Annotated in this window: 19 protein-coding genes; 7 read left to right on the top strand and 12 right to left on the bottom strand. The window is 65.3% G+C overall.

Features of this window, described 5'->3' with window-relative positions; translation table 11 throughout:
- Positions 1-8: 8 nt before the first annotated feature.
- The 3 genes from AKJ09_RS32970 to AKJ09_RS32960 form a co-directional block, all read right to left on the bottom strand.
- The gene (locus tag AKJ09_RS32970; RefSeq protein ID WP_146651827.1) at positions 9-1,280 is read right to left on the bottom strand and encodes an RNA polymerase sigma factor; all 1,272 of its coding nucleotides are present in this window, start codon (positions 1,278-1,280) and stop codon (positions 9-11) included.
- 33 nt (positions 1,281-1,313) lie between these two features.
- A complete protein-coding gene (locus AKJ09_RS32965; RefSeq protein ID WP_146651826.1) occupies positions 1,314-1,676 on the bottom strand; it encodes a YciI family protein in 363 nt (120 codons plus the stop codon).
- A gap of 142 nt (positions 1,677-1,818) precedes the next feature.
- Positions 1,819-3,225 (bottom strand): amidohydrolase family protein, encoded by a 1,407-nt coding sequence (locus AKJ09_RS32960; protein WP_146651825.1) that lies wholly within the window; start codon positions 3,223-3,225, stop codon positions 1,819-1,821.
- Here AKJ09_RS32960 and AKJ09_RS32955 point away from each other — a divergent pair.
- Entirely contained in the window at positions 3,208-4,443 is a 1,236-nt protein-coding gene (locus AKJ09_RS32955) for an SMP-30/gluconolactonase/LRE family protein (RefSeq protein ID WP_146651824.1), read from the top strand. The two genes, AKJ09_RS32960 and AKJ09_RS32955, sit on opposite strands and share 18 nt — an antisense overlap.
- Here AKJ09_RS32955 and AKJ09_RS32950 read toward each other — a convergent pair.
- The gene (locus tag AKJ09_RS32950) at positions 4,431-5,183 is read right to left on the bottom strand and encodes a hypothetical protein (protein WP_146651823.1); all 753 of its coding nucleotides are present in this window, start codon (positions 5,181-5,183) and stop codon (positions 4,431-4,433) included. The two genes, AKJ09_RS32955 and AKJ09_RS32950, sit on opposite strands and share 13 nt — an antisense overlap.
- Before the next feature lie 110 nt (positions 5,184-5,293).
- Here AKJ09_RS32950 and AKJ09_RS32945 point away from each other — a divergent pair, with 110 nt between their 5' ends.
- Positions 5,294-5,764, top strand: a complete 471-nt coding sequence (locus AKJ09_RS32945) for a hypothetical protein (protein ID WP_146651822.1) — start codon at positions 5,294-5,296, stop codon at positions 5,762-5,764.
- Positions 5,765-5,834: 70 nt separating this feature from the next.
- Here the strand turns inward: AKJ09_RS32945 and AKJ09_RS32940 are convergent, their stop codons facing one another.
- Together AKJ09_RS32940 and AKJ09_RS32935 are read right to left on the bottom strand one after the other, a co-directional pair.
- Entirely contained in the window at positions 5,835-6,845 is a 1,011-nt protein-coding gene (locus AKJ09_RS32940) for an NAD(P)-dependent oxidoreductase (RefSeq protein WP_146651821.1), read from the bottom strand.
- Between the two features lie 37 nt (positions 6,846-6,882).
- Entirely contained in the window at positions 6,883-7,920 is a 1,038-nt protein-coding gene (locus tag AKJ09_RS32935) for a saccharopine dehydrogenase NADP-binding domain-containing protein (protein WP_240488668.1), read from the bottom strand.
- Positions 7,921-8,073: 153 nt separating this feature from the next.
- Here AKJ09_RS32935 and AKJ09_RS32930 point away from each other — a divergent pair, with 153 nt between their 5' ends.
- Positions 8,074-8,661 carry a TetR/AcrR family transcriptional regulator gene (locus AKJ09_RS32930; RefSeq protein ID WP_146651819.1) on the top strand — a complete coding sequence of 196 codons (588 nt, stop codon included), beginning with the start codon at positions 8,074-8,076 and terminating at the stop codon, positions 8,659-8,661.
- Between the two features lie 60 nt (positions 8,662-8,721).
- Here the strand turns inward: AKJ09_RS32930 and AKJ09_RS32925 are convergent, their stop codons facing one another.
- Together AKJ09_RS32925 and AKJ09_RS32920 are read right to left on the bottom strand one after the other, a co-directional pair.
- Positions 8,722-10,188, bottom strand: coding sequence for an outer membrane beta-barrel protein (locus AKJ09_RS32925; RefSeq protein WP_240488667.1), 1,467 nt, complete (start codon positions 10,186-10,188; stop codon positions 8,722-8,724).
- Between the two features lie 134 nt (positions 10,189-10,322).
- Positions 10,323-11,531, bottom strand: coding sequence for a PH domain-containing protein (locus tag AKJ09_RS32920; RefSeq protein WP_146651818.1), 1,209 nt, complete (start codon positions 11,529-11,531; stop codon positions 10,323-10,325).
- Positions 11,532-11,580: 49 nt separating this feature from the next.
- On the opposite strand from AKJ09_RS32920, the gene AKJ09_RS32915 reads away from it, so the two are divergent.
- From AKJ09_RS32915 to AKJ09_RS32905, 3 genes are all read left to right on the top strand, one after another.
- On the top strand, positions 11,581-12,426 hold the full coding sequence (locus tag AKJ09_RS32915; protein ID WP_169928059.1) for a class I SAM-dependent methyltransferase: 846 nt from the start codon (positions 11,581-11,583) through the stop codon (positions 12,424-12,426).
- Between the two features lie 591 nt (positions 12,427-13,017).
- Complete coding sequence (locus AKJ09_RS32910) at positions 13,018-16,380, top strand: DUF11 domain-containing protein (RefSeq protein WP_146651816.1); 3,363 nt, start codon at positions 13,018-13,020, stop codon at positions 16,378-16,380.
- A gap of 137 nt (positions 16,381-16,517) precedes the next feature.
- Positions 16,518-18,251 carry an OmpA family protein gene (locus AKJ09_RS32905; RefSeq protein WP_240488666.1) on the top strand — a complete coding sequence of 578 codons (1,734 nt, stop codon included), beginning with the start codon at positions 16,518-16,520 and terminating at the stop codon, positions 18,249-18,251.
- A gap of 306 nt (positions 18,252-18,557) precedes the next feature.
- On the opposite strand, the gene AKJ09_RS32900 is transcribed toward AKJ09_RS32905, so the two are convergent.
- The 3 genes from AKJ09_RS32900 to AKJ09_RS32890 are packed head-to-tail and all read right to left on the bottom strand — an operon-like array spanning position 18,558 to position 20,660.
- The gene (locus tag AKJ09_RS32900) at positions 18,558-19,802 is read right to left on the bottom strand and encodes an RNA polymerase sigma factor (RefSeq protein ID WP_146651815.1); all 1,245 of its coding nucleotides are present in this window, start codon (positions 19,800-19,802) and stop codon (positions 18,558-18,560) included.
- 45 nt (positions 19,803-19,847) lie between these two features.
- Positions 19,848-20,303: a carboxymuconolactone decarboxylase family protein gene (locus AKJ09_RS32895; RefSeq protein ID WP_146651814.1), complete on the bottom strand. Its 456-nt coding sequence runs from the start codon at positions 20,301-20,303 to the stop codon at positions 19,848-19,850.
- 27 nt (positions 20,304-20,330) lie between these two features.
- Positions 20,331-20,660: a YciI family protein gene (locus AKJ09_RS32890; RefSeq protein ID WP_146651813.1), complete on the bottom strand. Its 330-nt coding sequence runs from the start codon at positions 20,658-20,660 to the stop codon at positions 20,331-20,333.
- A gap of 272 nt (positions 20,661-20,932) precedes the next feature.
- Between AKJ09_RS32890 and AKJ09_RS32885 the strand changes: the two genes are divergently transcribed.
- Entirely contained in the window at positions 20,933-21,535 is a 603-nt protein-coding gene (locus tag AKJ09_RS32885; RefSeq protein ID WP_146651812.1) for a hypothetical protein, read from the top strand.
- Here the strand turns inward: AKJ09_RS32885 and AKJ09_RS32880 are convergent.
- Positions 21,532-22,134, bottom strand: coding sequence for an iron chaperone (locus AKJ09_RS32880; protein WP_146651811.1), 603 nt, complete (start codon positions 22,132-22,134; stop codon positions 21,532-21,534). The two genes, AKJ09_RS32885 and AKJ09_RS32880, sit on opposite strands and share 4 nt — an antisense overlap.
- Positions 22,135-22,158 lie beyond the last annotated feature (24 nt).

The following is a 22,158-nucleotide window of genomic DNA, read 5'->3' as shown; positions in this document are numbered from 1 at the left end:
CGAAGTGACTAGGAAGGGCGCTCGCTACGAGCGTACGCGGCGTCGCGTTCGAGCAAGAGCTCCCGCTCGCGAGCGTTCTTCGTGAGGGACAGGGCGCGGGCAATCTCCGCGCGCGCCTCGGCAAAGCGACCGAGCTTCGCGAGGAAGTCGGCGCGCACGCTCGGCAAGAACGGGTAGTCGCGAAGGGCTTCGTCGTTCGCGACGACGTCGACGATCGCCAAGCCCGCCGCCGGACCGAAGGCCAGGGCATGAGCGACGGCTCGGTTCAATTCGACGATTGGCGACGGGCTCGTTTGGGCAAGCGCATCGTAGAGTGCTGCGATGCGCGCCCAATCGGTATCCGCGGCGGTGCGTGCGCGCGCATGACAGGCGGCGATGGCCGCCTGGAGCAAATACGGCCCTGGACGGGTCCGAACCAGCTCCTCGGCTCGCACGAGCGCATCGAGCCCACGGCGCACCAACAGGGTATCCCATCGGGACCGATCCTGATCGAGGAGGAGGACCGCCTCCCCTTTCGGCCCCACGCGCGCGCGCATCCGTGAAGCCTGAATCTCCATCAGCGAGACCAGCGCATGAATTTCGGATTCGCCCGGCAGGAGCTGCGCGAGAATTCGGCCGAGTCGCAACGCGTCTTCGCAGAGCGACGGTCGAATCCAATCTTCGCCCGCGGTGGCCGAATATCCCTCGTTGAAGACGAGATAGATCACCTCGAGAACCGATTCGAGACGAGCCGTCAGGTCTTCCGGCTTCGGAAGCTCGAACGGCACGTTCTTTTCGGCCAGCGTCTTCTTCGCTCGCGTGATCCGCTGCGCGATGGTCGGCTCCGGAGCGAGGAATGCCCGTGCAATCTCGTCGGTGGTGAGGCCGCCGAGCAACCGGAGCGTGAGCGCAACGCGTGACTCTCGCGAGAGCACCGGGTGACAGGCAACGAAGACGAGACGCAGGAGGTCGTCACCGACGACGTCATCGAGCGCCTCGTCGAAGTCGGCCGGCACCGATGTCTCCGCCTCGTGGGCGAGCTCGTCGTGCTTCTTTTCGCCCCGACGAAGGCGTCGAAGCACATCGATGGCGCGGTGCTTGGCTGCCGTCATGAGCCACGCCCCGGGGTTCTGAGGGATCCCCGATTCCTCCCAGCGTTCGAGCGCATCGAGAAACGCGTCTTGCGCGATCTCTTCCGCCAGATCGACATCGCGCACCAAGCGAGCGAGCACGGCGATGAGCTTCGCGGACTCGATTCGCCAGACGGCTTCGGCTGCTCGCTTCGTCTCGGGGCTCGCCACGGCGCTCCATCAGACCACCTCGGCACGCGTTGGTCAGGCGGGAAATTCCATGACCGGACGCACCTCGACGAAGCTCCTCGGCGCATACTGAGCCGCCGGGCAACGCGACGCCCACTCGAGTGCCTCTTCCCTCGACTTCACCTGAATCAGGAAGTAGCCGCCGATGACCTCCTTGGCCTCGCTGAAGGGGCCGTCGATCACGTTGCGCTTTCCGCCGGTCACCGTCACGCGGGCACCGGTCGCGCTCGGCATGAGGGCTTCGCCCGCCAGAAGCACGCCGGCCTTCTGCAGGTCCTCCATGTAGGCCTTGTAGGCCGCGACGATCCGTTCGCCCTCCTCCTTGCTCATCTTCAAGGAGGTCTTCTCGTCGCCTGCAATGAGCATCACGAAACGCATGGCCGTCTGCCTTTCTTGGGCCAGTTTGTCGGCCCATCCCTACGGCGAACGACCTTCGCCCGAATCGACACCGCGCTGATCGTTTTTCGTCGATCGCCCGAGCTCAGCCGAAGAACATCGAAAATCCCGCGAAATTCCTGGCTCAGGGCTGGAAGGAGGAGAGCGCCCCCGACACCTTTCGGCCGCGGTGCCAGACCTCGACGATCCGCGTGAGGTCGTCGACGTCCTTGGTCGGATCTCCTTCCACGATCACGAAGTCGGCGAGCTTGCCCGGCGCGAGCATGCCGCGATCGGGATGGCCCAAGAGCTCGGCCGCACGTGAGGTGGCGATGCGAATCGCCTGCACCGGCGGAAGCCCCGCCTTCACCATCAGTGCAACCTCGTGGAGTTCGGCGAAGCCGGGAATGCGGAGCGGCGTGGCGCCCGAGTCCGTGCCGAAACCGATCGCTACGCCGCCGTCGTAGAGCTTCTTCACGTTCGCCAGGTTGTTGGCCACCGAGTCCTTGTCGGCCTTCAGCTTCTTGGCATCCGCGAGGACCGACGCACGCCACGCGGGATCGTCGAACTGCGCGGCCAGGGCGGGCTGCAGCGCGTGACGAACCCACATTTCGCGGGTGAACGGAGGCGCTTCGGCGAACAAGTAGAACGATTCGTCGAGGCCGAGCGTCGGGATGTACCAGGTCTTCTTGTCGCGCAGGAGCTTCACGAAAGCGTCGTCGACCGCGCGATCACGCACGCCGTGAGCGAGGATATCGACGCCCTCTTGGACGAGTCGCCGTGCGTCGTCGAGGTAGTAGACGTGAGCCGCAACGCGCAGTCCGAGCCGATGGGCTTCATCGATGACCGCACGCTGGATTTCCGGGCTCATCTTCTGGTGCAGCGAACCATGGAAGTCGTCGACCCAGATCTTGACGAGATCGGGATGACGCGTGGCCGAATCACGAACGGCCGCGACCGCCTGCTCGGGCGTCTCGACGCGATAGAGGTTCTCCGTTCCCGCTTCGACGGGCGGCGCGCCGGAAGGAACGCCGATTCCGCGGTCCGCTCCGAAGACGTCGGCGCCGGGCAACGCCCCGCGATGGAGATCCGGCTGCAATTCGTAGAAGACCGGCCCGTTGAGACCGAGTGACGTCACCGTGGTCACGCCGTAGGCCTCGTATTGACGGAGCTGGCGGAGAATGTTGGCGCGCGTCTCGTTCGCCACCGAGGCGCGTGTGCCGTCGACCATGCCCAGATGCGAATGGTCGGAGACGAGGCCCGGCACCATCGTCGTTCCGCCGAGGTCGACGACGCGTGCGCCCTTGGGGACAGTGACATTCGGTCCGACCTCGCGGACGCGCTCCCCCTCGAGCACGACGGTCGCGTTCTCGATGGGCGGGCCGCCGCTACCGTCGACGACACGAACGCCGCGCAGCGCGACGAGCGAGGAGCCCACCGCTGCGGACGAGCTCTCGCCACTCCTCGCGCGATCGGCACGGCATGCGCTTGTCGCCATGGCGAGGGCGCCCACCGCCACAACCACGAGCACGCGATGATAGCGATTCGGCATGACAGCTCCCGGAGACGCCCTGGCAGACAAGCAGCTCGTGGGCCATTCGGTTGCCGTTCGCTCGTTGTCGCGTGCCTCGCCGGTGTCCTCGCGTGTCACGCGAACGGGCGATCGCAATCGCCGGATTCAGCGGCCGTCGAGACCGCAGACGCCACCGACCGAGGCCTCGCCCCGCGCGGCAACCTCGAGGTCGTCGCGCGCTTCGCCGGCCCCGGCCCATCGGGCATCGCCGTGTCGCCCGCGGGAACGCTCTTCGTAGGATTTCCGAGGCATGCCGACGATCACACGGGCCCGACGCTCGGCAAGCTCGAGGGCAACAAGCTCGTTCCTTTCCCGGACGCGGAGACCAGCCTCCCCTCGTCGCGTCCGATCGCCGATCGCCTCGTCTCGGTTCATGGGATGACCATGGACAGCGCAGGGCACCTCTGGGTGATCGACGATGGCAAACGCGCCGGCCATCCCATCGAAGACGGCGCGGCCAAGGTCGTCGGATTCGATCCCGTATCTGGCGCTCGTATTGCCTCGATCCCGCTCCGGCCGCCGGTTCTCCGGCCCGACAGTCACATGAACGATCTCCGCGTCGACCTCACGCATGGCGCCAAAGGCACGGCGTACGTCACGGATTCCTCGTTCGGCACACACCCCGCACTCGTCGTCGTCGACATCGCAACGGGTCGTCAGCGACGTGTCCTGGAAGGCCATCGCTCGACCGAACCCGAAGAAGGCTTTTTGGCGATTCTCGAAGGCCGCGCGCTTCGCTACGACGCCAAGCACCCCACGTTCCCCGTCGGCGGCGCCGATGGCATCACGTTGAATGCCGACAGCACCCGCCTGTATTTCTCGCCGCTCACCAGTCGTCGCCTCTACAGCATTCCCACGGACGCTCTGGCACGCTTCGAAAGCTCGGAATCCCAGTTGCGCGAGGCCGTTCGCGACGAAGGAGAAAAGGGCTTTGCCGACGGACTGGCAAGTGATCGAAACGATACGATCTACGTCACGGACGCCGAACACGACGAGATTCTTCGTCGCCGTCGCGACGGAACCATGGACGTGCTGACACGCGATCCACGCATCGTCTGGCCCGATGGCATCTTCGCCACGCAAGACCACGTCTACGTGACGCTCGGTCAGTGGAATCGATTGCCGGCATTCAACGACGGCAAAGACCTACGGCAACCGCCCTACCTGCTCGTGCGGATTCCGATTCAGAGGCAGTAGCGGATCGTCATCTGGATGCTGTCGATGTACACGGTGTCGTTTCCGGAATTCCCCACGATCCACTTGGCCGCGAAGACGACACCGAAGTCGGGTCCGTTCACGATCGCGGGCGTCAACGCGGTGCCCCAGACGTCGGTCTCGGTGCCGTAGGTCATGGTGTTCTTGAGGGCGCTCCACGCCGAGGGGTCCGATCGGTCGTCTCCCTGCAACTTGCCGCTCCACCGCAAACGCATGGACGCATCGACCACGTCTCCGCCGTTTCGGGCCCGCCGGACCATCGTCGCCACGACACCTTGGATGACGGCATTGCTCGGAATCGAGAAGCGCAGATCGGCCGCGAAGACCGACGGCGTCGGCGAATTGCTCGTGGAGATTGCGCAGTCGGCGTAGAAGCCGTCGGTACTCGAGATGGTGGGGAGGTTGCCCCATTGCGAGAAGAGACCGAGCTCAGAAATGTTCGAGGGATACGCCGAGACCGACGTGCAAGTGACCGCGTGATCCGGCGCAGCGTCGACCACCGCGGAGTCGTCGGACGCATCGGAGGCGGCATCGAGGTCCGCTGGCGCGGGAGCGTTCGAATCGTGGCCGCCGTCCACCGGCAGGGTGCTCGGATCTTTCGAGGCGAGAGTGCCGCCATCGGAGACGATCGTCAGATCGTCCGCCCCCGTCAGCGCCCCGCACGCGGTCGAGATCACCGCCGCCACGAACGCGACAAAATAGAATCGAGAGCCCCGTCTCACACGCCGGACTCTAGCCCGACCTTCGTATCAGTCACGTCTCAAGAGCTCCCTCGCGTTGGGGCAGCCATTCTGCGAAACTTCGCTCCCGACGGAACCACCGGACCTCTCGCATGGCAAACGACGCTCACGAGCTGTACGACCTTACGTTCTCACCACAATACGAGGAGAGTCTCGACGAGATCTGCCGGCGAACGGGAATATCCATCCATGCCCAATATGACGAAGCCATCTTCAGGTTCGACAAGGGCAGAGTCGTGACGTCCGGGGTGAGCCCGCACGACATCGAAAGCTTGGTGGCGACGCGCGACCGCAGGTTCATCGACTTTTGCGTCGCGAAGATCCAGCGCTTCGAGAAACAGGATGCCAAGCAGGACTTCCCGAAGGGAGAAGAAGTCGAGACGTTCGACCAGAAGGAACGAGCGCTCGGCTTCTCTCGCGGAATTCTGCTGATGTACAGCATCGAATTCTTGCTTGGCCTCGAGGGACCGCAGCGCCTCGAGGCGTACGTGAAGAAGGCAAGAATCCCCTCGGCGAAGAAGTACGTCAAAGACGTCGTCGACTTGATCGAGCGGTCCACCTGAAGGAGCGGCGCGGGCCTACGACTCGCTCAGATCGCAGGCCCGCGAGGAGTGAGAGCAGAATGCGCCGTCGTCAGCGCACGACGTCGAGGGCGATGCGCGAGCCGAACTGCGTGAGCTTTTCGACGGCCCGCGTCGGGTCGAGGAGGGTGTCGGGGTTGTACAAGCCTGCAGGGACCGCGGGACCGCCATCGAGGCCGAGGAGGCGTTCGACGGCAATCGCGAGACCGTGGGCGCTCACGGTCGAGAGGTTCTGATCATCGGTGATCTCGTGCCGGACGCTTCGTGAGCTTCCTGCAGTGTCGATGCCTGAGATCTCGAAGATCATCTCGACCGCCGGGCTTCTCTCGCGTCCGAGCCCCACGGCACTGCGGACACCGAGGTCGAAACGGACCGAGCGCGCTCCCGTCGCCGCGGCAACGCTCGCGACGTCGAGAACCGGATAGGCACGCACCTGGATGGTCGTTCCGTCCGACATCGTCAGCGGACGTTCGATATCGGTACTGGCCCAAACCCATTGCCCGTTCTCGCGTCGAAGCGGCCTGGCGACGCGCGCGCCTCGTTCCACGTCGGTCTGGGTCGTCGGGCCGCCGTGGTCGTCCTCGTGGATGATGGCCGCGATAGCCACCCGTTCGACCGTGCGGAACTGGCGAGCGAAGTGGAGCGCCGCGAGAACCGCCGCGCCTCCGAAGACGTGGCCCAGGAAGAGAATCGGAGCCTTTGCCGGATTCTGAGCGTAAAGCGCGACCTGCGGGGCGATCTCGAACAGGTAATCCGAAAATGCCACGTAGGGCACGCCATGCGTTTGGGCGTATTTCATCGAATTCAGCGTGTCGTCCTTGAGCAGGGTGACCACACCGCTGTACGCCGCACCTTCGGGCAGTCCGAGGCTCGTGCGTTCGAGGTCCACCTTCACGGCATTCGTGAGGGTCGTCTGCTTCGCGACGACGCTCGCGCGTTCGAGATCGCGCGCCCCGATGGTGATGGGAAGATCGGGCTGAAGGCGGCGAAGAGCGGCGATTGCGCGCGTTCCGACGAAGCCCGAACCGCCGAGAACGAGGACCGGCTTGAGAGTGGATGCCATCGTTGTCTCCTGGTCTTTCTGTGGGTCTTGCGCGTGATCAGAGGCTGCGGATCTGCGTCCCGAAGGCGGCGAGGCGCTCGAGCATGTGCGCCGGCGTGATGAAGGCGTTCGGCAGGTAGAGGCCCGGCGAAACGGGTTCGCCGACCAGGCCGAGGAGACGCTCGACGATCGTGGCAACGGCGGCGGCGGTGACGGGCGCTTGGCCTTCGCGATGAACGAGCTCGTGCCGTGATCGGCCCGAGGAGCCGTCGTGCTTCACGCCGGCGAGCTCGATGACGAACTCGGTCGAGAAAGGTTCCCCTCGCCGCCGGCTGGCGGACTCTCCGAGGACGAGGTCGACACGCACCGAACGAGCGCCCGTGGCGGCAGCGAGCGTCATGGTGTCGAAGACGGAATACGCCTGGCCCCGCGTCTCCACACCATCCACCGCAGAGAAGACCCGCGAGCTCCGGTCTCCACTCGCCCAAACCCACTTGCCGTCTTCGAAGATCTGCGCCTCCGCAATGACCTGTGTAATACGCTCGTAGTCGGCGTAGGCAGCGGGGCCGCCCATGTCTTGTTCGTCGAGAACCGCGCCGATCGCGATGGTGTCGACCTTCGCGTACGCCTCCGCGAAATGGAGCGTCGGAAGGAGCGCGGCTCCTGCGAGCCAATGGCTCGCCAGCACGATCGGCGACCTGCTCGGTCGACTCGCATAGAGCGCCACCTCCGGTGCGATCTCGAATGTGGCGGTCGAGACGTCGACGTACGGAACGCCTTTGTCCTGGGCGTACAGCAGCGCGTTCGTGCTCGTGTCTTTCACGAACATCACCACGGCGCTGAACCGCTTCGCCTCAGGCTGACCGAGATCGGTTCGGTCGAGGTCGATTCTCACGGCGTCCGCATTGCCGATCTCGCTCGCGACTGCCGAAGCCTTCTCGAGATCGCGGCCACCGATGGCGACCGGCAGGTGGGGATGCAGCTTGCGCAGCGCCTTTGCTGCTCGCGAGCCGACGACGCCGGATCCTCCGACGATGAGAACCGGTTCTTGCACGCTCTTGGTCATACGGACGAGCTCCTCTCCGCCGCGAATCACGCGGCAGCCAACAACTTACTGTTGGTAAGTTACCAACCGTAATAACCCGGGCCGGCGTCCTGTCAACCCACGGAACGAAATGGCCGACGGTCGAGAGCGGCCGTGCCGGAGACGCCCCACGCGCGCGGAAGCCGTCTGCTAGAATCGGTGAAGATGACCGAGACCTCCGCCAGGCGGCTCCCCAAAGCCGAGCGCCGCGAACAGCTCCTCGAGACGGCCCTCGAGATCGTCCGCGAGGAGGGCACAGACGCGCTCACGCTCGGGCACGTGGCCGAACGCGCAGGGGTCACGAAGCCGATCGCTTACGAGCACTTCAAGACGCGATCGGGCCTCCTCGTGGCTCTCTACGAGCGAATGGATGAGTTGCCGCGCGCGAAGATGGTCGACGCGCTCGAGCGAACCTCCAAGCTGCCCGAGATCGCGCGCGTCGCGAGCCAGGCGTACATCGGCTGCTACACGTCGCTCGGTCCGGAGTGGTACGCCGTCTCGGCGGCGCTGGCGGGTTCCGAGGAGATGGAGGCAACGCGCCGGGCGTGTCTCGCCAACTACGCCGAGATCTTCCGCGCCGCCCTCGCCCCGCATTCCAAGCTATCGAAGCGGGCCCTTTACCTCCGCTGTGTTGGCATCATCGGCGCCGCGGAGGGCATGGCGCAAGAGATGCTCCAGCGGCGGACGACCGAAGCCGCCGCCGTCGACGCACTCACGACACTCATCACCTCCTGGATCGCGCAGGAACACTGACGAGGAAGCATCTCGACCGATCATGGTCACGCCGAGGCGCGGGCACCGGCCTGCGCCGCGTCAGTACTTGACCATCATGGCTGCGGTGATGCGGTTCTCGACCTTGACGAGATCAGGCGCGAACCCCTCCACGAACGAGCCGGGTGCTCCCTGATTCCCCCCGGAAGGGGTCATGCCCCCCGGCCCGGAGAAGTACGGGACGTTCGCGGCGCGGTGGTTGTACTCGAGCCGGAACGTCACGAACTCGCGCGGCATGTAGTCGCCGGTCACTTGCAAGTCCCACGCTTTGAAGCCATCGCCGGGGCCCGCCGTGAAATAGGGTGTTCCCGAGAATGCCGTCGCGCCGTTGATGGGAGGAAGCAGGACCAGGTAGCGACCAGGGTTCGTGATGGCACCGCCGCCAACGGTGAATCCGAAATGATCGGCGACGAACCAGAGCCGCTGGTACGTCATGAAGCCCAGAAAATACTGCGAGCCGCAGTCGACGCCATCGCCCCATTCGCAGCCGGCGTCGACGGTGAGCGAGGCAGCGGCCTTGCTGAAGATCGCGCCCTTCTTCTGATAGTAACGCACCATCGCGCTGTCGTCGGAGTGGACGCGATGGCGGCCAGCGAGCCCGAGGGTGTCGGTGCCATAATACTGATTCCCGAGGATTGAAAAGTACTCGGTCGGGTTCCACCGAATTTGCAGCCCGAAGCCTGGCGCAGCCTCGAACTTGCCGTAGGACTGCCAACCGTTGACGAGCCATGGCTCGATCTTGAGCTTGTCACTGGTGAAGATCTGCACCCGCATTCCGTTGAAGAACCAGGGCGTGTTCGAAGAGACGTACGAGGGCTGGTAGGTCCAGTTGTCGAAGTTGTAATAGCTCCACAGCCCAACGTAGGACATGAAGATACCCACCTGGACATTGATGCCCGCCAGCGCGTTGATGTGATACCCGCCGTACGCTTCGGAGATGTAGCGGTAGGCGTCGGCGAGAGTCCATTGTCCCTTGCCGGTGCTCGCATCGTTGCGCGGTGTCGTCGTCGAGTACATGCCAAACTGCGTCATCAGACGCGCCTGCACGTTCTTGTAGAAGAAGTCCCCGCCGAATCCGATTTGAGTAACTTGGAACTCGTTGTGCCGAAAGACCTCGCTCGAACCCGAGATGGTGTTGTCGGTCGGGTGATTGAAGGAATAGTGATAAGCCGTATCGAGCCGTACCTCGCCGACGAACGGTCCAGCCTTGAGCGGCCTGTCTCCTGAGCCGTAGTTGGCGGGTGCCCAGGAGAAGTCCCCGAACCCAAACGGTGCCGGCTCGCGTTGCTCGTACGGGTTTTCCTCTTTCTCAGGCGCAGGCGGACTGCTCTCGGAAGCAGGTGCATTGCTCGTTGGCGGCTCGCTCGGCAACATCGTTCGCGGAGTGTCGGGCGCCGGGTCGGCCGTCTGCGCGAACGAAGCGCCGGAAGCGGTGCTAGCAACGAGCATGCAGAGCGCAACGAGCGGCGCACGAGACGGAACGCGGTGCATCGTGCACGACCGGAGCATGATCGTCCTCCGAGCGAGGCCGGAGCCGTGTGAACTGCGCGGGACGCGAGTCTACGGCGTTCTCGGAAGCAGACGCACTCGATTCGCGTGCCGCTTCTTGTCGCGTCGACCGCGATCGAAGAGCTCGCCGAGTGTCAGGATCGGGGAATCAGGCCGCGACGCGCCGGCGAAGAATTCGCCTCTTCCTCCTCGAGCGCCTCGACGGCAGTCTCGAGGCTCGCTTCGTCGACCCCGGCGACGACCGCATCGAGAGCCACCCGGAGCTTCGGATCGGCACATGTGCCGGCGATCACGCGAACCCGCTCGCGCTCCACCTCGCCGCGCTGCGAAAGAACGATGGCGGCCGCGACGCGTGCGACGCGAGAGCCATGGCGTTCGAGCGTCCTCACGAGATCCTCCGTGCGAAGAATCGCGGACCGATAATCCGTCTCGGTCGCCACGCGCGTGAGCGAAGCAAACCAGGCACGGATACCTTGATCACGTCGCTCGAGGCGCGGAGCGAGATCGACGTCGGCCTCTTCGCGCGCGGAGCGAGCGGCGCTCATCCGCGCGTGCATCGCAACGTGCTCGGCTTGACTCGCGGGATCGCGCCGTCGTCCGTGCACGCGCAGAGGAAGCATCTTGCCGTCTCGAAGCGCGAGCTCCACCCCTGCGTCGATGGCGCGGAGATCCGTGACGTCGGTCCACGAGTGGAAACGCTGCCCAAAGGCGTTCGCGAGAAGCACTCCGTCAGCTCCGACATCCACGGTGCCTCGGCGCGCCATGGGGACGAGCACCCTGGCCATGATGGCGATCACGATGACGATGAACGGGATCGGCCAGCCCAGAGCAAGGAGCGAAGCCCCGACGGCCGCGCACGTCGCGAAGCTCGTCGAGATGGCCCACGCCGCGGGCTCGAACGTCCGCGGCATCCGCGCGACGGCGAACCGAGCCGCCTGCTGGCCCACGTCGAGGCCGAGCGCCGAAAGAAGCTCGCGCGCTTCGGCTTCGTCGGTGACGCGAACGTCGATCTCCGCGCCGTACTTCGTCTTGAGTGCGACCTTCGCGGCGTTCCCATCGACGGCCGGAACGAAACACCCTCGTTCGAGTGCCTTCTTCGGAAGGTGCAGATCACCCACGAAGAGTTCGTCGTCTTCGGCCCGCACGCGACGTGGCACGTACCCCGTCGACAAGGCGCTCGCAGCGATGAACACGGCGCCTGCCAGCAAGGTGAGCAACATGGAGTGACGGGCGGAAACACCCCCGACGAACGCTCCGAACGCGATGACGAGCATCAACGCCAGAAAGGCGAACCGAGCCCACGGAGCATGCGCGGTTCGAACGGCGTGTTCGCGATCGTACATCGACAGCCCCAAGGCTAGCCCATCGGCCTACTCCTGCTACGGTGCGCTCATGAAAGCGGGCCAGGCAAGTCGGACTGCGGAGCTGGTTTGCATGGGACGCGCCGTGGCCCATGGTCGCTCGCCGGTAGCTCGCTTCGACGATCCCACCGCGATCGAGCTCTTGGCCGAAGAGTCACGCGAACGCGTCAGACAGGTCCGTGCAGGCGCGCCGGTCAAAGGCCTCCGCGCGAACCTGCGCCGCGAATATCTCCAGCGGCAGTCGACGTCGATGGTCGCCCGTACTGTCGCCATCGACGACGAGGTTCGTGCCGCAGCCTCGCCCCAAGTCGTCATTCTCGGCGCAGGTCTCGATGGCCGCGCATGGCGCATGAGTGAGCTGCGCGAAGTGACGGTCTTCGAGGTCGACCACCCGGACACGCAGCGGGTGAAGCGATCACGCGTGCCGACGCTCGAGCGCCACGCGAAGGAGATTCGCTTCGTCGCCGTCGACTTCGAACGCGACAGTCTCGACGAGGCGCTCGAGAAAGCTGGGCACGACTCCGCCAAGCCCACCACCTGGATCTGGGAAGGCGTCGTGATGTACCTGGCGCGGGCCGACATCGAGAAGACGCTCGCGGTCATCGCAGAGCGATCGGCCAAACGAAGCCGCCTCGTCATCGCCTATCACCAGCCCGCGCTCATCTTGCACTTCCTCGGGCCCATCCTCCGGCGCATCGGCGAACCGCTTCGCACCGCCCTCACACCAACGCAGATGAAGGCGCTGCTCGACAAGTACGGCTTCGACGTCGTGCGCGATCGCGACATGCACGAGATCGGCGCATCGCTCGGCGCAGAGGTCGAACAAGGCACGAAGACCCTTCGCCATCAGCGGATCGTCGCGGCGGACCGCGTGTAGCGACAGGGCGGCGTCGAGCCAGACGTCATCGAGCGAGAACGGCGCGGACGTGGGCGACGGTGCGGGAGCTCAAGCTCATCCATGACACCCGTCGGGTGCTCGTCGGCGACGGCGCGACGGCGCAACGGCGCGAGACGTGCATAGCGCGAGACCAGCGCGGGAGAAGTCGGCGCCCAGTCAGCGAACGACTCGCCGAACCAACCGCCAATCTCGTCGTCCGTCGTAACAGCCTAATGGGCCGCGGCCATCATTTGCGCGGCGTCGCTTGATGCACCCTCGTCACGGGGCTCTCGGGGTGCATTTCGTTCTTCAATAGCTCGTTTCCGGCGCTCCTCGCTTTAGTCAACGAGAGCCAAGGCGCGCCCCTGTCTGCATGACCAGAGCCCCACCTGTCGCGCGCACGCGACAGCATCTGTAGAGCGCGCGCTTCACGCAGCTCGCGCAGCCCGTGCAGTCCGTGCAGTCCGTCACTGATGTGTTCGTGCCACCGACCGATCGAGCGTCGGAGCGGCTATCCCCGTTGACACTTAGCCCCTCTAGACGCGATCAAGAAGAGTTCGAAACTTGGACAGCTTTTCGAAGGAGACCAACTTGGGCCACCGAAGATCGCACACTCCCCTGGGCAAGGGACTTCTGGTTGCCGTCGGCGCAATCGCCGCGGCGTGTAACGCAGAAAAAGCACCCCCGCCCGCCGAGCACACCGGCCAGGCGAGCAGTGCCCTCTTCGCCAACGGCGGGTTCGAGACTGGGACCAACAACCAGCCGCCCCAATCTTGGACGGTGACGACATACCTCGATAGCGCCGGAGTCACCAGGCAGACACCGCAGACGCGGGCGGGATTGAACCTCGCGACGGGCGGAACAGCGCTCACGAAGACACTGATAGCTCCCGGTAACGCAGGCCCCGAATCGCAAACCGACACCACCCTCGGAAGCGCGGCCTCACTGCGCTGGCCGAAGTTCGGTAACGCCGTCGCCATCGTCAACCAGCAGGGCAAGAACGCGAACGTCAACTCGCTGAAGCAGACGATGACGGTTGGCCCGGCGGACATCGACGGCGTGGACGGGCTCGCCCATGTGCGCTTCGTCCTTGCGCCCGTCCTCGAAGATCCGAAGCACGACGACGATAAGCAGCCGTACTTCTTCGTTCAGCTCACTAACGTCACGCAGGGCAACATCCTCTACCAGGACTACAACTTCGCCAGTCAGCCCGGCGTCCCGTGGAAGCAGATCGTCACCGGTACCGCTCCGAACACCAATACGTACAAATATACCGATTGGGCGCTCGTCGACATTGCGCCCGGGAGCGCGAAGCTCGCTCCTGGTGATCAAGTCGAGCTCGAGATCATCGCATCTGGCTGCCAGCCTGGCGGCCACTGGGGTCAAGTCTACGTCGACGGAATGAGCGACGGTGGAGGGTCGTCGATTCCTGGATTGTTCGTTGCGGCGACCGGCCCGGCAGCCGCGAACGAAAACACGGACATCACGTACACGCTCAACTACAAGAACGCGGGCGCCTCGACCACCAACGGCACGATCGTCGAATTCAATACGCCGCCGAACACGACGTTCACGTCCTTGAACGCTCCGGGCCTCACCTGCGTGACGCCTGCAGCCGGCGCAACGGGATCCGTGAAGTGCACGGTCGGAGCCCTTGCCGTCGGCGGAACGGGCAGCTTCCAGATTACGGCGCACATCGATAGCGGCACCTCCGGGAAGACGATCACGGCAGGTGACTATTCGATCTACGCGACGGGCGTCTCGCCGCTACTCGGGCCGAAGGTCTACACGGACGTCACGAAGGACATCGCGTACGCAAACGTCGGCGTCACGATGACTAGCTCGACGGCGACGACAGCGCCGGGCCAGAAGGTGACCTATACGATCACCGTTACGAACGCGGGCCCGAACGACGTCTCTGGCGTGGGCTTCAAGGACGTGCTCCCGGCGCAGTTCACGGCCGCCAGCGCCACCTGGACCTGCGTGGGTGCCGGCGGCGCGACGTGCACGGCCACCGGAACGGGCGGCATCAACGACGCGAGCATCTCGATCCCGAAGAACGGGACGGTCACCTACACGCTCACCGCCACGGTCGACCCGGCGGCGGCGACTCCGGGTCAGATCGCGAACATCGCCGGCGTGACCATGCCGGCGAACGCGAGCGATCCGGATCCGTCGAACAACTCCGTCGGCGCTTACGTGCAGATCCTGCTTCCGAACGGAGAGACCTGCACGACGAACGACAAATGCTGGAGCAACATCTGCGACGGCGACCACAAGTGCGGTTTGCCCGACACCAAGGGGCCCTGCACGAAGGCTAACGAGACCGTAGTCTGCCGCTCGGGTGAGTGCAGCAACGACGGCACGTGCGTCACGGCCGGCGGCTGCAACATCGATACGGACTGCACCGGCGGCACCTGGTGCTCGATCTCGACGCACACCTGCAAGGCGAAGCTTCCGAACGACACGGCGATGCCGACGGATCCGCCCCACACGGCGCCCGCTCTCAACGGCACCTGCACGGCACCCGCGGCGACCCTCACCTGCGTGAGCGGCGTTTGCGACGTGAACGACAGCAAGTGCGGTTACGGCACCGGCACGGGTCCGTGCACCGCCGCCAACGCCGCCACTGTCTGCCGCTCGGGCGCTTGCAGTACCAACGGCACCTGCATGCCCAGCGCGGGCTGCAACGCCGATGATGACTGCAGCGTCAACAAGTGGTGCAACATCACGAGCCACGCCTGCACCGCGAAGGTCCCGAACGGTAACGACGTTCCGAGCGACGGCGCGCACTCGAACCCGACGCTGAACGGCAAGTGCACGCAAGACGCCGCGACGCTCACCTGCGAGAGCGCCGTCTGCGATACTGACAACAAGTGCGGTTACGCCGACGGCACCAGCGGCTGCACGCCCGCCAACGCCGGCACGGTCTGCCGTTCCGGTTCGTGCGGTGACGACGGCAAGTGCATGCCGAACGGCGGCTGCAACGTCGACAGCGACTGCCCGAGCGGCAAGTGGTGCAACATGTCGAGCCACGCGTGCGTGGCCAAGGCGCCCAACGGCAGCGGAGTCGGAAACGACAAGGACCACTCGAGTCCCACGCTCGACGGCAAGTGCTCGCCGGGAGCCGGCACGCTGACCTGCGCGTCGGGCGTTTGCGACAAGTCCGACAACAAGTGCGGCTACATCGATGGCACGGGTCCGTGCACCGCGGCCAACGGCAACGTCGTATGCCGCTCGGGCGCGTGCAGCAGCACGGGCGTGTGCAAGCCGACGACGGGGTGCAACACCGATTCGGATTGCGACCGCGCGAGCCAGTTCTGCGATACCGGCGCGCACAAGTGCACTGCGAAGCTCGACAACGGCGCGCCCATGCCGACGGTCTCGGGTCACACCCCGGGCCTCGACGGCAAGTGCACGACCGAAGCAGCCGCCGCCGTCTGCAAGAGCAGCGTTTGCGACCCGACGGACAACAAGTGCGGTTTCGGCAACGGCAACGGCCCTTGCAGCGTGACGAACGCGGCCACGGTCTGTCGCTCGGGCTCTTGCGATCCGAAGGACAACAAGTGCGGGCTCCAGGACGACAGCGGTCCGTGCTCGGACGGCAAGACCTGCCGTAGCGGCAACTGCAACGAGTCGAAGAACGTCTGTGGCTCCGGCTGCAAGACGGACGGCGACTGCGCCGCGAACCAGTTCTGCCGCACGAGCGACGGCGTGTGTTCGGGCAAGCTCCCGGACGGCGACCCGTGCTCGAGTGAGAACATGTGCCAGAGCAACACGTGCAACGCGCAGATCTGCGATTCGATCGTCGCGGAAGGCAATGGCATCGGTTGCTCGGTCCAGCCGGGCAGCGACTCGAACAGCGGAGCGAGCAGCGCCGCCGTGTTCGGCATCGCTCTCGGCGTGGCCTCGCTCGCGCGCAAGCGCCGTCGCTCGGGTTCGAGCGCGCGCTGATCGCCTAGGCAAGCGTCGGCGCCGGGGGGCAGGCGGCGCCGACGATGCCCTTCTCTCGTTCATTCGCGGCCACGGGCCGCCGGATTCGCGCACGCGAGTCCACTGAAGTCGACATCGACTGACCAGGAGCTTCCATCTTGCATGCCCATCGACTGCTTCGACGCCTCGGCGGCGTAGCCACAGCCCTTCTCCTTGCCTCGCTCACGAAAGAGGCCGCGGCCCAGCAAGCACCGCTTGCACTCAACCGCTTCGATCCCGCCCCCGCCGGCGACCGCTTCTTCGGTGTTCAATCGCCCTACGCGGCAGGCAAAGCGACGCCGCATGTCATGCTGCTCGGCGACTACGCCCACAACCCGCTCGTCCTCCGCTGGAATGGCTCGGACGAGAGTGCAGGCAAGGTCGTCACGAGCCAGCTGTTCTTGCACTTGAACGGCGGCATCTCGCTGTTCAACAGACTGAATCTCAACGTCGACCTTCCTCTCGCGCTCTTGCAGGAAGGCGGCAGCCCCACGAACGGCGGCACCACCTTCGCGTCGCCCGGCGGCGCGGAGTTCGGCGACCTCCGGCTCGGCGCGCGTCTTCGCCTCTTCGGTGAGTACGACGATCCGTTCCAGGTCGCGGTCGGCGGCTACGTCTGGGTCCCCACGGGCTCGGACAGCTCCGGCTCGTTCGTCGGCGACGGAAAGGTCCGCGGCCTCCCGCAGGCGATCGTCGGTGGTCGCGTCGCGAACCGCTTCATCTATAGCGCCGCCGTCGGCCCCGAGCTCCGTGCGAACGAGAACTTCGGCGGCACGGAGATGGGCACGATGCTCAAGTGGGGAGCCGGCGTCGGCGTCCTGCTCCTCGAGAATCGCCACCTCCAGGTCGGCGTCGAAACGAACGGCGGCGTCACGCTCCGTGACGTCACCAAGCGCAATACGAACGCCGAGCTCCTCGCCGACATTCGTTACCGCGTCGTCGACGACCTCGAGATCGGCGCCGGCGCCGGTCCGGGTCTGACGAACGGCATCGGCACGCCGGACTTCCGCGGCGTGCTCATGATCGCTTACACGCCGGAGCAGAAGCGCGCCGAGGCGGCGCCTCCCCCGCCCCCGCCCGATCGTGACGGCGACGGTATCATCGACTCCGAAGATGCTTGCCCCGACACGAAGGGCGTCGCGAGCTCCGATCCCAAGAAGAACGGCTGTCCGCCCGATCGCGACGGCGACGGAATCATCGACTCCGTCGACGCGTGCCCGGACGTCGCAGGCGTTGCCGATGCAGATCCGAAGAAGAACGGCTGCCCGCCCGATCGCGACGGCGACGGAATCCTCGATGCCGTCGACGCGTGCCCGGATACGAAGGGCGTCGCCGATGCGGATCCGAAGAAGAACGGCTGTCCGCCGCCGGTCGACACCGACAAGGACGGCATCTTCGATCCGGAAGACGCCTGCCCGAACGAGCGGGGCCCGAGCGATCCGGACCCGAAGAAGAACGGCTGCCCGAAGGCCGTCGTCGTGACCGCCAACGAGATCATCATCCTCCAGCAGGTGCAGTTCGACACCGGCAAGGCGACGATCAAGAAGGAGAGCGATCCGCTCCTCGACGAGGTCGGCGGCGTTCTCAAGGACCACCCCGAGATCACGAAGATCGAGGTCCAGGGCCACACCGACGATCGCGGCGCGGCCGCCCTCAACAAGAAGCTGTCGCAGCAGCGCGCGGACGCCATCGTGGTGGCCCTCGCAAAGCGCGGCATCGAGAAGGATCGGCTTACCGCAAAGGGCTACGGCCCGGACAAGCCGATCGACACGAACAAGACGGAAGCAGGCCGCGCCAAGAACCGCCGCGTCCAGTTCCAGATCCTGAGCAAGACCGAGAAGCCGAAGCCCTGATTCGGTTTCCCTAGTCATGCCCCGACGGGCAGGAGCGGCCTCGAGCCCTCCTGCCCGTTTTCTTTGCGGCGCCGCTCGACGTCGGGCCTTCGGCCGACCAGAGATTTTTCACAGAAGGGCGGAAGGGCGGAAGTTTTTGGGGCGGAGAGCCGACAAATCGCGCGACACCGCGTCGGCATCGGTGCAATTCAATTCCCCAGCAAGCGGAGTTTGGCGCTCTACGCGGGGCGATAATAAAAACCTTCCGATCTTCCGATCTTCCGACCTTCCTGTGAAAATTGTCTGCCTATCCGAACGGCATTGACCTCAGGCGCAGGCCGCTGCGCGCTCTTCGAGGAAACGCTTTTCCATCGGACTTCGCGCGAGCTCCGACGCCTCGAGAAAGTACTCGCGCGCCTTGGCCGGTCGTCCCGCACGCGATTCGAGCTCACCGAGCGTTGCCGCGTAGAAGGGATACGATTTCAATCGATCACTGTCCTCGATGGCGCGAATGGCCTCGAGACCGCGCTCGGCCCCTTCGTGTTGAGCGAGCACGATGGCGCGATTGAGCTCGACGACCGGTGACGGGCGAATCGCCATCAGCAGGTCGTAGAGTGAGAGAATGTCGGCCCAGCGCGTGCGCTCTGCCGACGGCGCCGCGGCGTACAACGCAGCAATCGCGGCTTGCACGTGGTACTCGCTGACCTGATCGCCTTTGGCCGATCGCTCGAGGTAGCGAAGGCCTTCGGCGACCAGCGGAACCACCCATTTCGAGCGATCTTGCTCGAAGAGCGTCCGCAGGTTTCCCGCGTCGTCCGTTCGCTCCGGGAGTCTCGCGGCGTCGATGCACATGAGGGCGTAGAGCGCCTGCGTCTCCGACGTTGCGGTGAGCGGATTGGCAAGAAGCAGCGAGACGAGGTGCATGGCCTCGCGGCAAAGCTCGGTTCGAACGGCGCCCTCGGAATTGGCACCGTGATAGCCCTCGCTGAAAAGGAGATAGAGCCCGCGCTGCACGGCCGACAGTCGTGCGGTGAAGTCGGCGGCTCCCAAATCGAAGAGCGAATTCGACTCTGCGAGCTCTTTCTTGGCTCTCGATATTCGCTTGTCCATCGCGGCGGGAGTGACGAGAAAGGCATTGGCAATCTCGTTCACGGTGAAGCCGCAGAGGATTTGCAGAATCAGCGCCACCTGCGCCTCTTCGGGGAGACGCGGGTGGCAGCAGGAGAACATCATCCGAAGCTGATGGTCGTTGATGACGTGCGGTTCGAAGATCTCGTCGATCACCGGCGCGAGCTCCTGCTCGCTCTCCATCATCCGGGTGAGCTCCGGCTCGAACTTACGCACCGTCTGCCGGCGGCGCAGGACGTCGAGCGCGCGATTCTTCGCGGCCGTGGTGAGCCAGGCCGCGTAGTGCTCCGGAACGCCGTGGAGCTGCCACGTTTCGAACGCCGCGACCAACGTGTCCTGCGCCACGTCCTCTGCGAGTGCGAGATTCTGTACGCCGAAGAGGCGTGTCAGCACGGCAACGAGTCGACCGAATTCGCGCCGGAAGAGGTTCTCCTGTTCGTTCACGCCGCCAGTCTAGATATGACTGGCGGGCGTGGCCATGGGTCTCGCTCAGCGGAAGCTGCCGGCGACTTGTCGCGTGGCGAGGTTCAGCCGATTCCACACGTTGATCGCGCCAATCTCGAGCAAGAGCCCCGAGAGCGCCTTCTCGTCGTAATGGCGGGCGGCCTCGTTCCAAATCTCGTCCGTCACGGCTTCCGGTCGATCCGCCACGCGAGTAAGCGCTTCCGTGAGCGCAAGAGCTGCGCGCTCCGCGTCCGTGAAGTACGGCGCCTCGCGCCAGGCCGCCACCAGGTGCAGGCGCTGATCCGTATCGCCGCTCTTCTTCGCGTCGTTCACGTGCATCTCGACGCACACTGCGCAACCGTTGATCTGGCTCGCCCGGATGTGGACGAGGTGGATCGTTTTGTCCGGCACGCCGCTCTCGTGCGCCGCCTTGGACAGTGCGAGGAGCGCCCTCATGGCTTCGGGAATGACCATCGCCGGCTGCTTCATACGTGCTTGCATGATTTCCTCCGTCTCGTCTCTCTCGTCTCAGACCTTCATGACCGGGCGCACTTCGACCTGACCGCCCACCTCGATGAGCGGGCAGCCCTGCGCGAGCCTGGCGGCGTGCTCGATGTCGTCGGCTTCGACGATCATGAGTCCCCCGACGATGTCCTTCGCCTCGGTGTACGGGCCGTCGCTGATCGCGCCCTTGGTCACCATGCGCATCGGACGCTCGAGGCGAGGTCCGCGAGCCTTGAGGTGGCCCTTGTCCGTGAGCTCTTTGGCCCACGCCATCCACTTCTCGAGCTGGTTCTGCATCTCCTGGGGCGAAGTGGAAGGCGTCGCGCCACGGAAGAGGTATGCAAACTCGCTCATCGTTGTTCTCCCTCGTTGGCCCTGTGTCCTGGGCTGCTTCGGTTTGCGGGAAGGGCCTCTTTTCGCCCTTCTGCACGGTTAACGTTCGGTCCCCCGAGCATCCGACAAATTTCTTCACGGGGGTTTGTCGAATGCGCGGACGGCCCGTCGGCCCGCACCTGGCACCCGGCCGCCGCACGGCACGGACCAAGGACGGGGACGCACAGAGCCCCATTGACGACGTCGAGGTCGACCCCATAACCGAGCTACCCCCAACGCAAGAGGTTACTTGGATGCTCGTCACTTACTCGCCCGACGCCACGATGCGTGAAGCCCGCGCTCGGTACTTCGACGTCAACGGCTTCGGTCCGAACGGCGGCTACGACCAGGCATGGGTGAACTTCGAGCTCGGGCCGCTGCCGATGCCGTTTCCGAATACGGCAGGCCGCATTCGAGCCGTGAAGTACCACGACCTGCACCACGTGCTGACCGGCTACGATACGGACACGATCGGCGAGTTCGAGATCTCGGCGTGGGAGATCGGCGCGGGCTGCAAAGACTTCGCGGCCGCCTGGTTCTTGAACCTGGGAGGTACGGCCTCCGGCCTCGTCACCGCCCCACGCAGAACCTTCACCGCGTTCGTGCGCGGACGTCGCTCGCGTTCGCTCTACGGCGAGGCCTTCGAGCCCCTTCTCGACGAAACGGTCGGAGCCCTCCGCGCGCGGCACGTCGGCGAGGCCACCGACGCCTCCACGGGCGCCGACAAATCCGCTTTCGCAGCGGCCTGCATCGCCGGCGCCATCGTGGGTTCGGTCATGGTGGCCCTCGCTCTACCGCTCGTGCCCGTGGGGCTCGTCACGCGCTGGCTGAGAGCGTCGAAGACGGTGAACGCTTAACGCTTCGCCATCTTCTTGGCGGCAGGCTTCTTCGCGACGGGCTTCTTCGCCGAAGCCTTCTTCGCGGCAAGCTTCTTCGCGACGGGCTTCGGTGCGGCCACCTTCGCGGCCGACTTCTTCGCGGCGGCCTTCTTCGCTGCAGCCTTCGGCGCGGCCACCTTCGCGGCGCGCTTCTTCGCTGCCGGCTTCTTCGCTGCAGCCTTCGGCTCGCTCTTCGTCTTCGACGCGCGCTTGGCGGTCTCTTCGGCGCGGATCTTGGCGATCTGCTCGATCAACGCGGTGGGAATCGTGCCGGCGAGCGGAAAGCGAATCGTGCCCTTCTGGACTTCGAACGGCGCGAGCTCCTTCTTGAGCGTACGGACCACGCGCGGCGTCGCCGGGTAGAGTGAGTAGTGCTCCTTCCAGCCCGCGAAATACAGCACGGCCGTGCCCTCGAGTTTGAAGGCGGCGATGTTGTAGGCGACCGATTCCTTCGCGCCTGGCACGGCCTTGCGAATGATCTTGCGGACGCGCTCGAGAACGGCGCGCGCCGCAGCCGGCTGCGAGGCGATGTAGTGGTCGACGGTCTCGAAAGCTGTCTTGGACGCGGTCTTGGGCATGATGTGCGCGCGAGTCTACGTGCA

The sequence above is a fragment of the Labilithrix luteola genome (assembly GCF_001263205.1).
Lineage (GTDB): Bacteria > Myxococcota_A > Polyangia > Polyangiales > Polyangiaceae > Labilithrix > Labilithrix luteola.
This window is presented reverse-complemented; position numbering and strand designations above follow the sequence as displayed.

What these genes read in the sequence shown, in the direction of transcription:
- AKJ09_RS32885 (WP_146651812.1), top strand. Translation starts at nt 20,933, where the DNA reads ATGCTCGTCACTTACTCGCCCGACGCCACGATGCGTGAAGCCCGCGCT.
- AKJ09_RS32945 (WP_146651822.1), top strand. Translation starts at nt 5,294, where the DNA reads ATGGCAAACGACGCTCACGAGCTGTACGACCTTACGTTCTCACCACAA.
- AKJ09_RS32965 (WP_146651826.1), bottom strand. Translation starts at nt 1,676, where the DNA reads ATGCGTTTCGTGATGCTCATTGCAGGCGACGAGAAGACCTCCTTGAAG.
- AKJ09_RS32940 (WP_146651821.1), bottom strand. Translation starts at nt 6,845, where the DNA reads ATGGCATCCACTCTCAAGCCGGTCCTCGTTCTCGGCGGTTCGGGCTTC.
- AKJ09_RS32920 (WP_146651818.1), bottom strand. Translation starts at nt 11,531, where the DNA reads ATGTACGATCGCGAACACGCCGTTCGAACCGCGCATGCTCCGTGGGCT.
- AKJ09_RS32955 (WP_146651824.1), top strand. Translation starts at nt 3,208, where the DNA reads ATGATAGCGATTCGGCATGACAGCTCCCGGAGACGCCCTGGCAGACAA.
- AKJ09_RS32915 (WP_169928059.1), top strand. Translation starts at nt 11,581, where the DNA reads ATGAAAGCGGGCCAGGCAAGTCGGACTGCGGAGCTGGTTTGCATGGGA.
- AKJ09_RS32930 (WP_146651819.1), top strand. Translation starts at nt 8,074, where the DNA reads ATGACCGAGACCTCCGCCAGGCGGCTCCCCAAAGCCGAGCGCCGCGAA.
- AKJ09_RS32960 (WP_146651825.1), bottom strand. Translation starts at nt 3,225, where the DNA reads ATGCCGAATCGCTATCATCGCGTGCTCGTGGTTGTGGCGGTGGGCGCC.
- AKJ09_RS32925 (WP_240488667.1), bottom strand. Translation starts at nt 10,188, where the DNA reads ATGCTCCGGTCGTGCACGATGCACCGCGTTCCGTCTCGTGCGCCGCTC.
- AKJ09_RS32895 (WP_146651814.1), bottom strand. Translation starts at nt 20,303, where the DNA reads ATGCAAGCACGTATGAAGCAGCCGGCGATGGTCATTCCCGAAGCCATG.
- AKJ09_RS32880 (WP_146651811.1), bottom strand. Translation starts at nt 22,134, where the DNA reads ATGCCCAAGACCGCGTCCAAGACAGCTTTCGAGACCGTCGACCACTAC.
- AKJ09_RS32890 (WP_146651813.1), bottom strand. Translation starts at nt 20,660, where the DNA reads ATGAGCGAGTTTGCATACCTCTTCCGTGGCGCGACGCCTTCCACTTCG.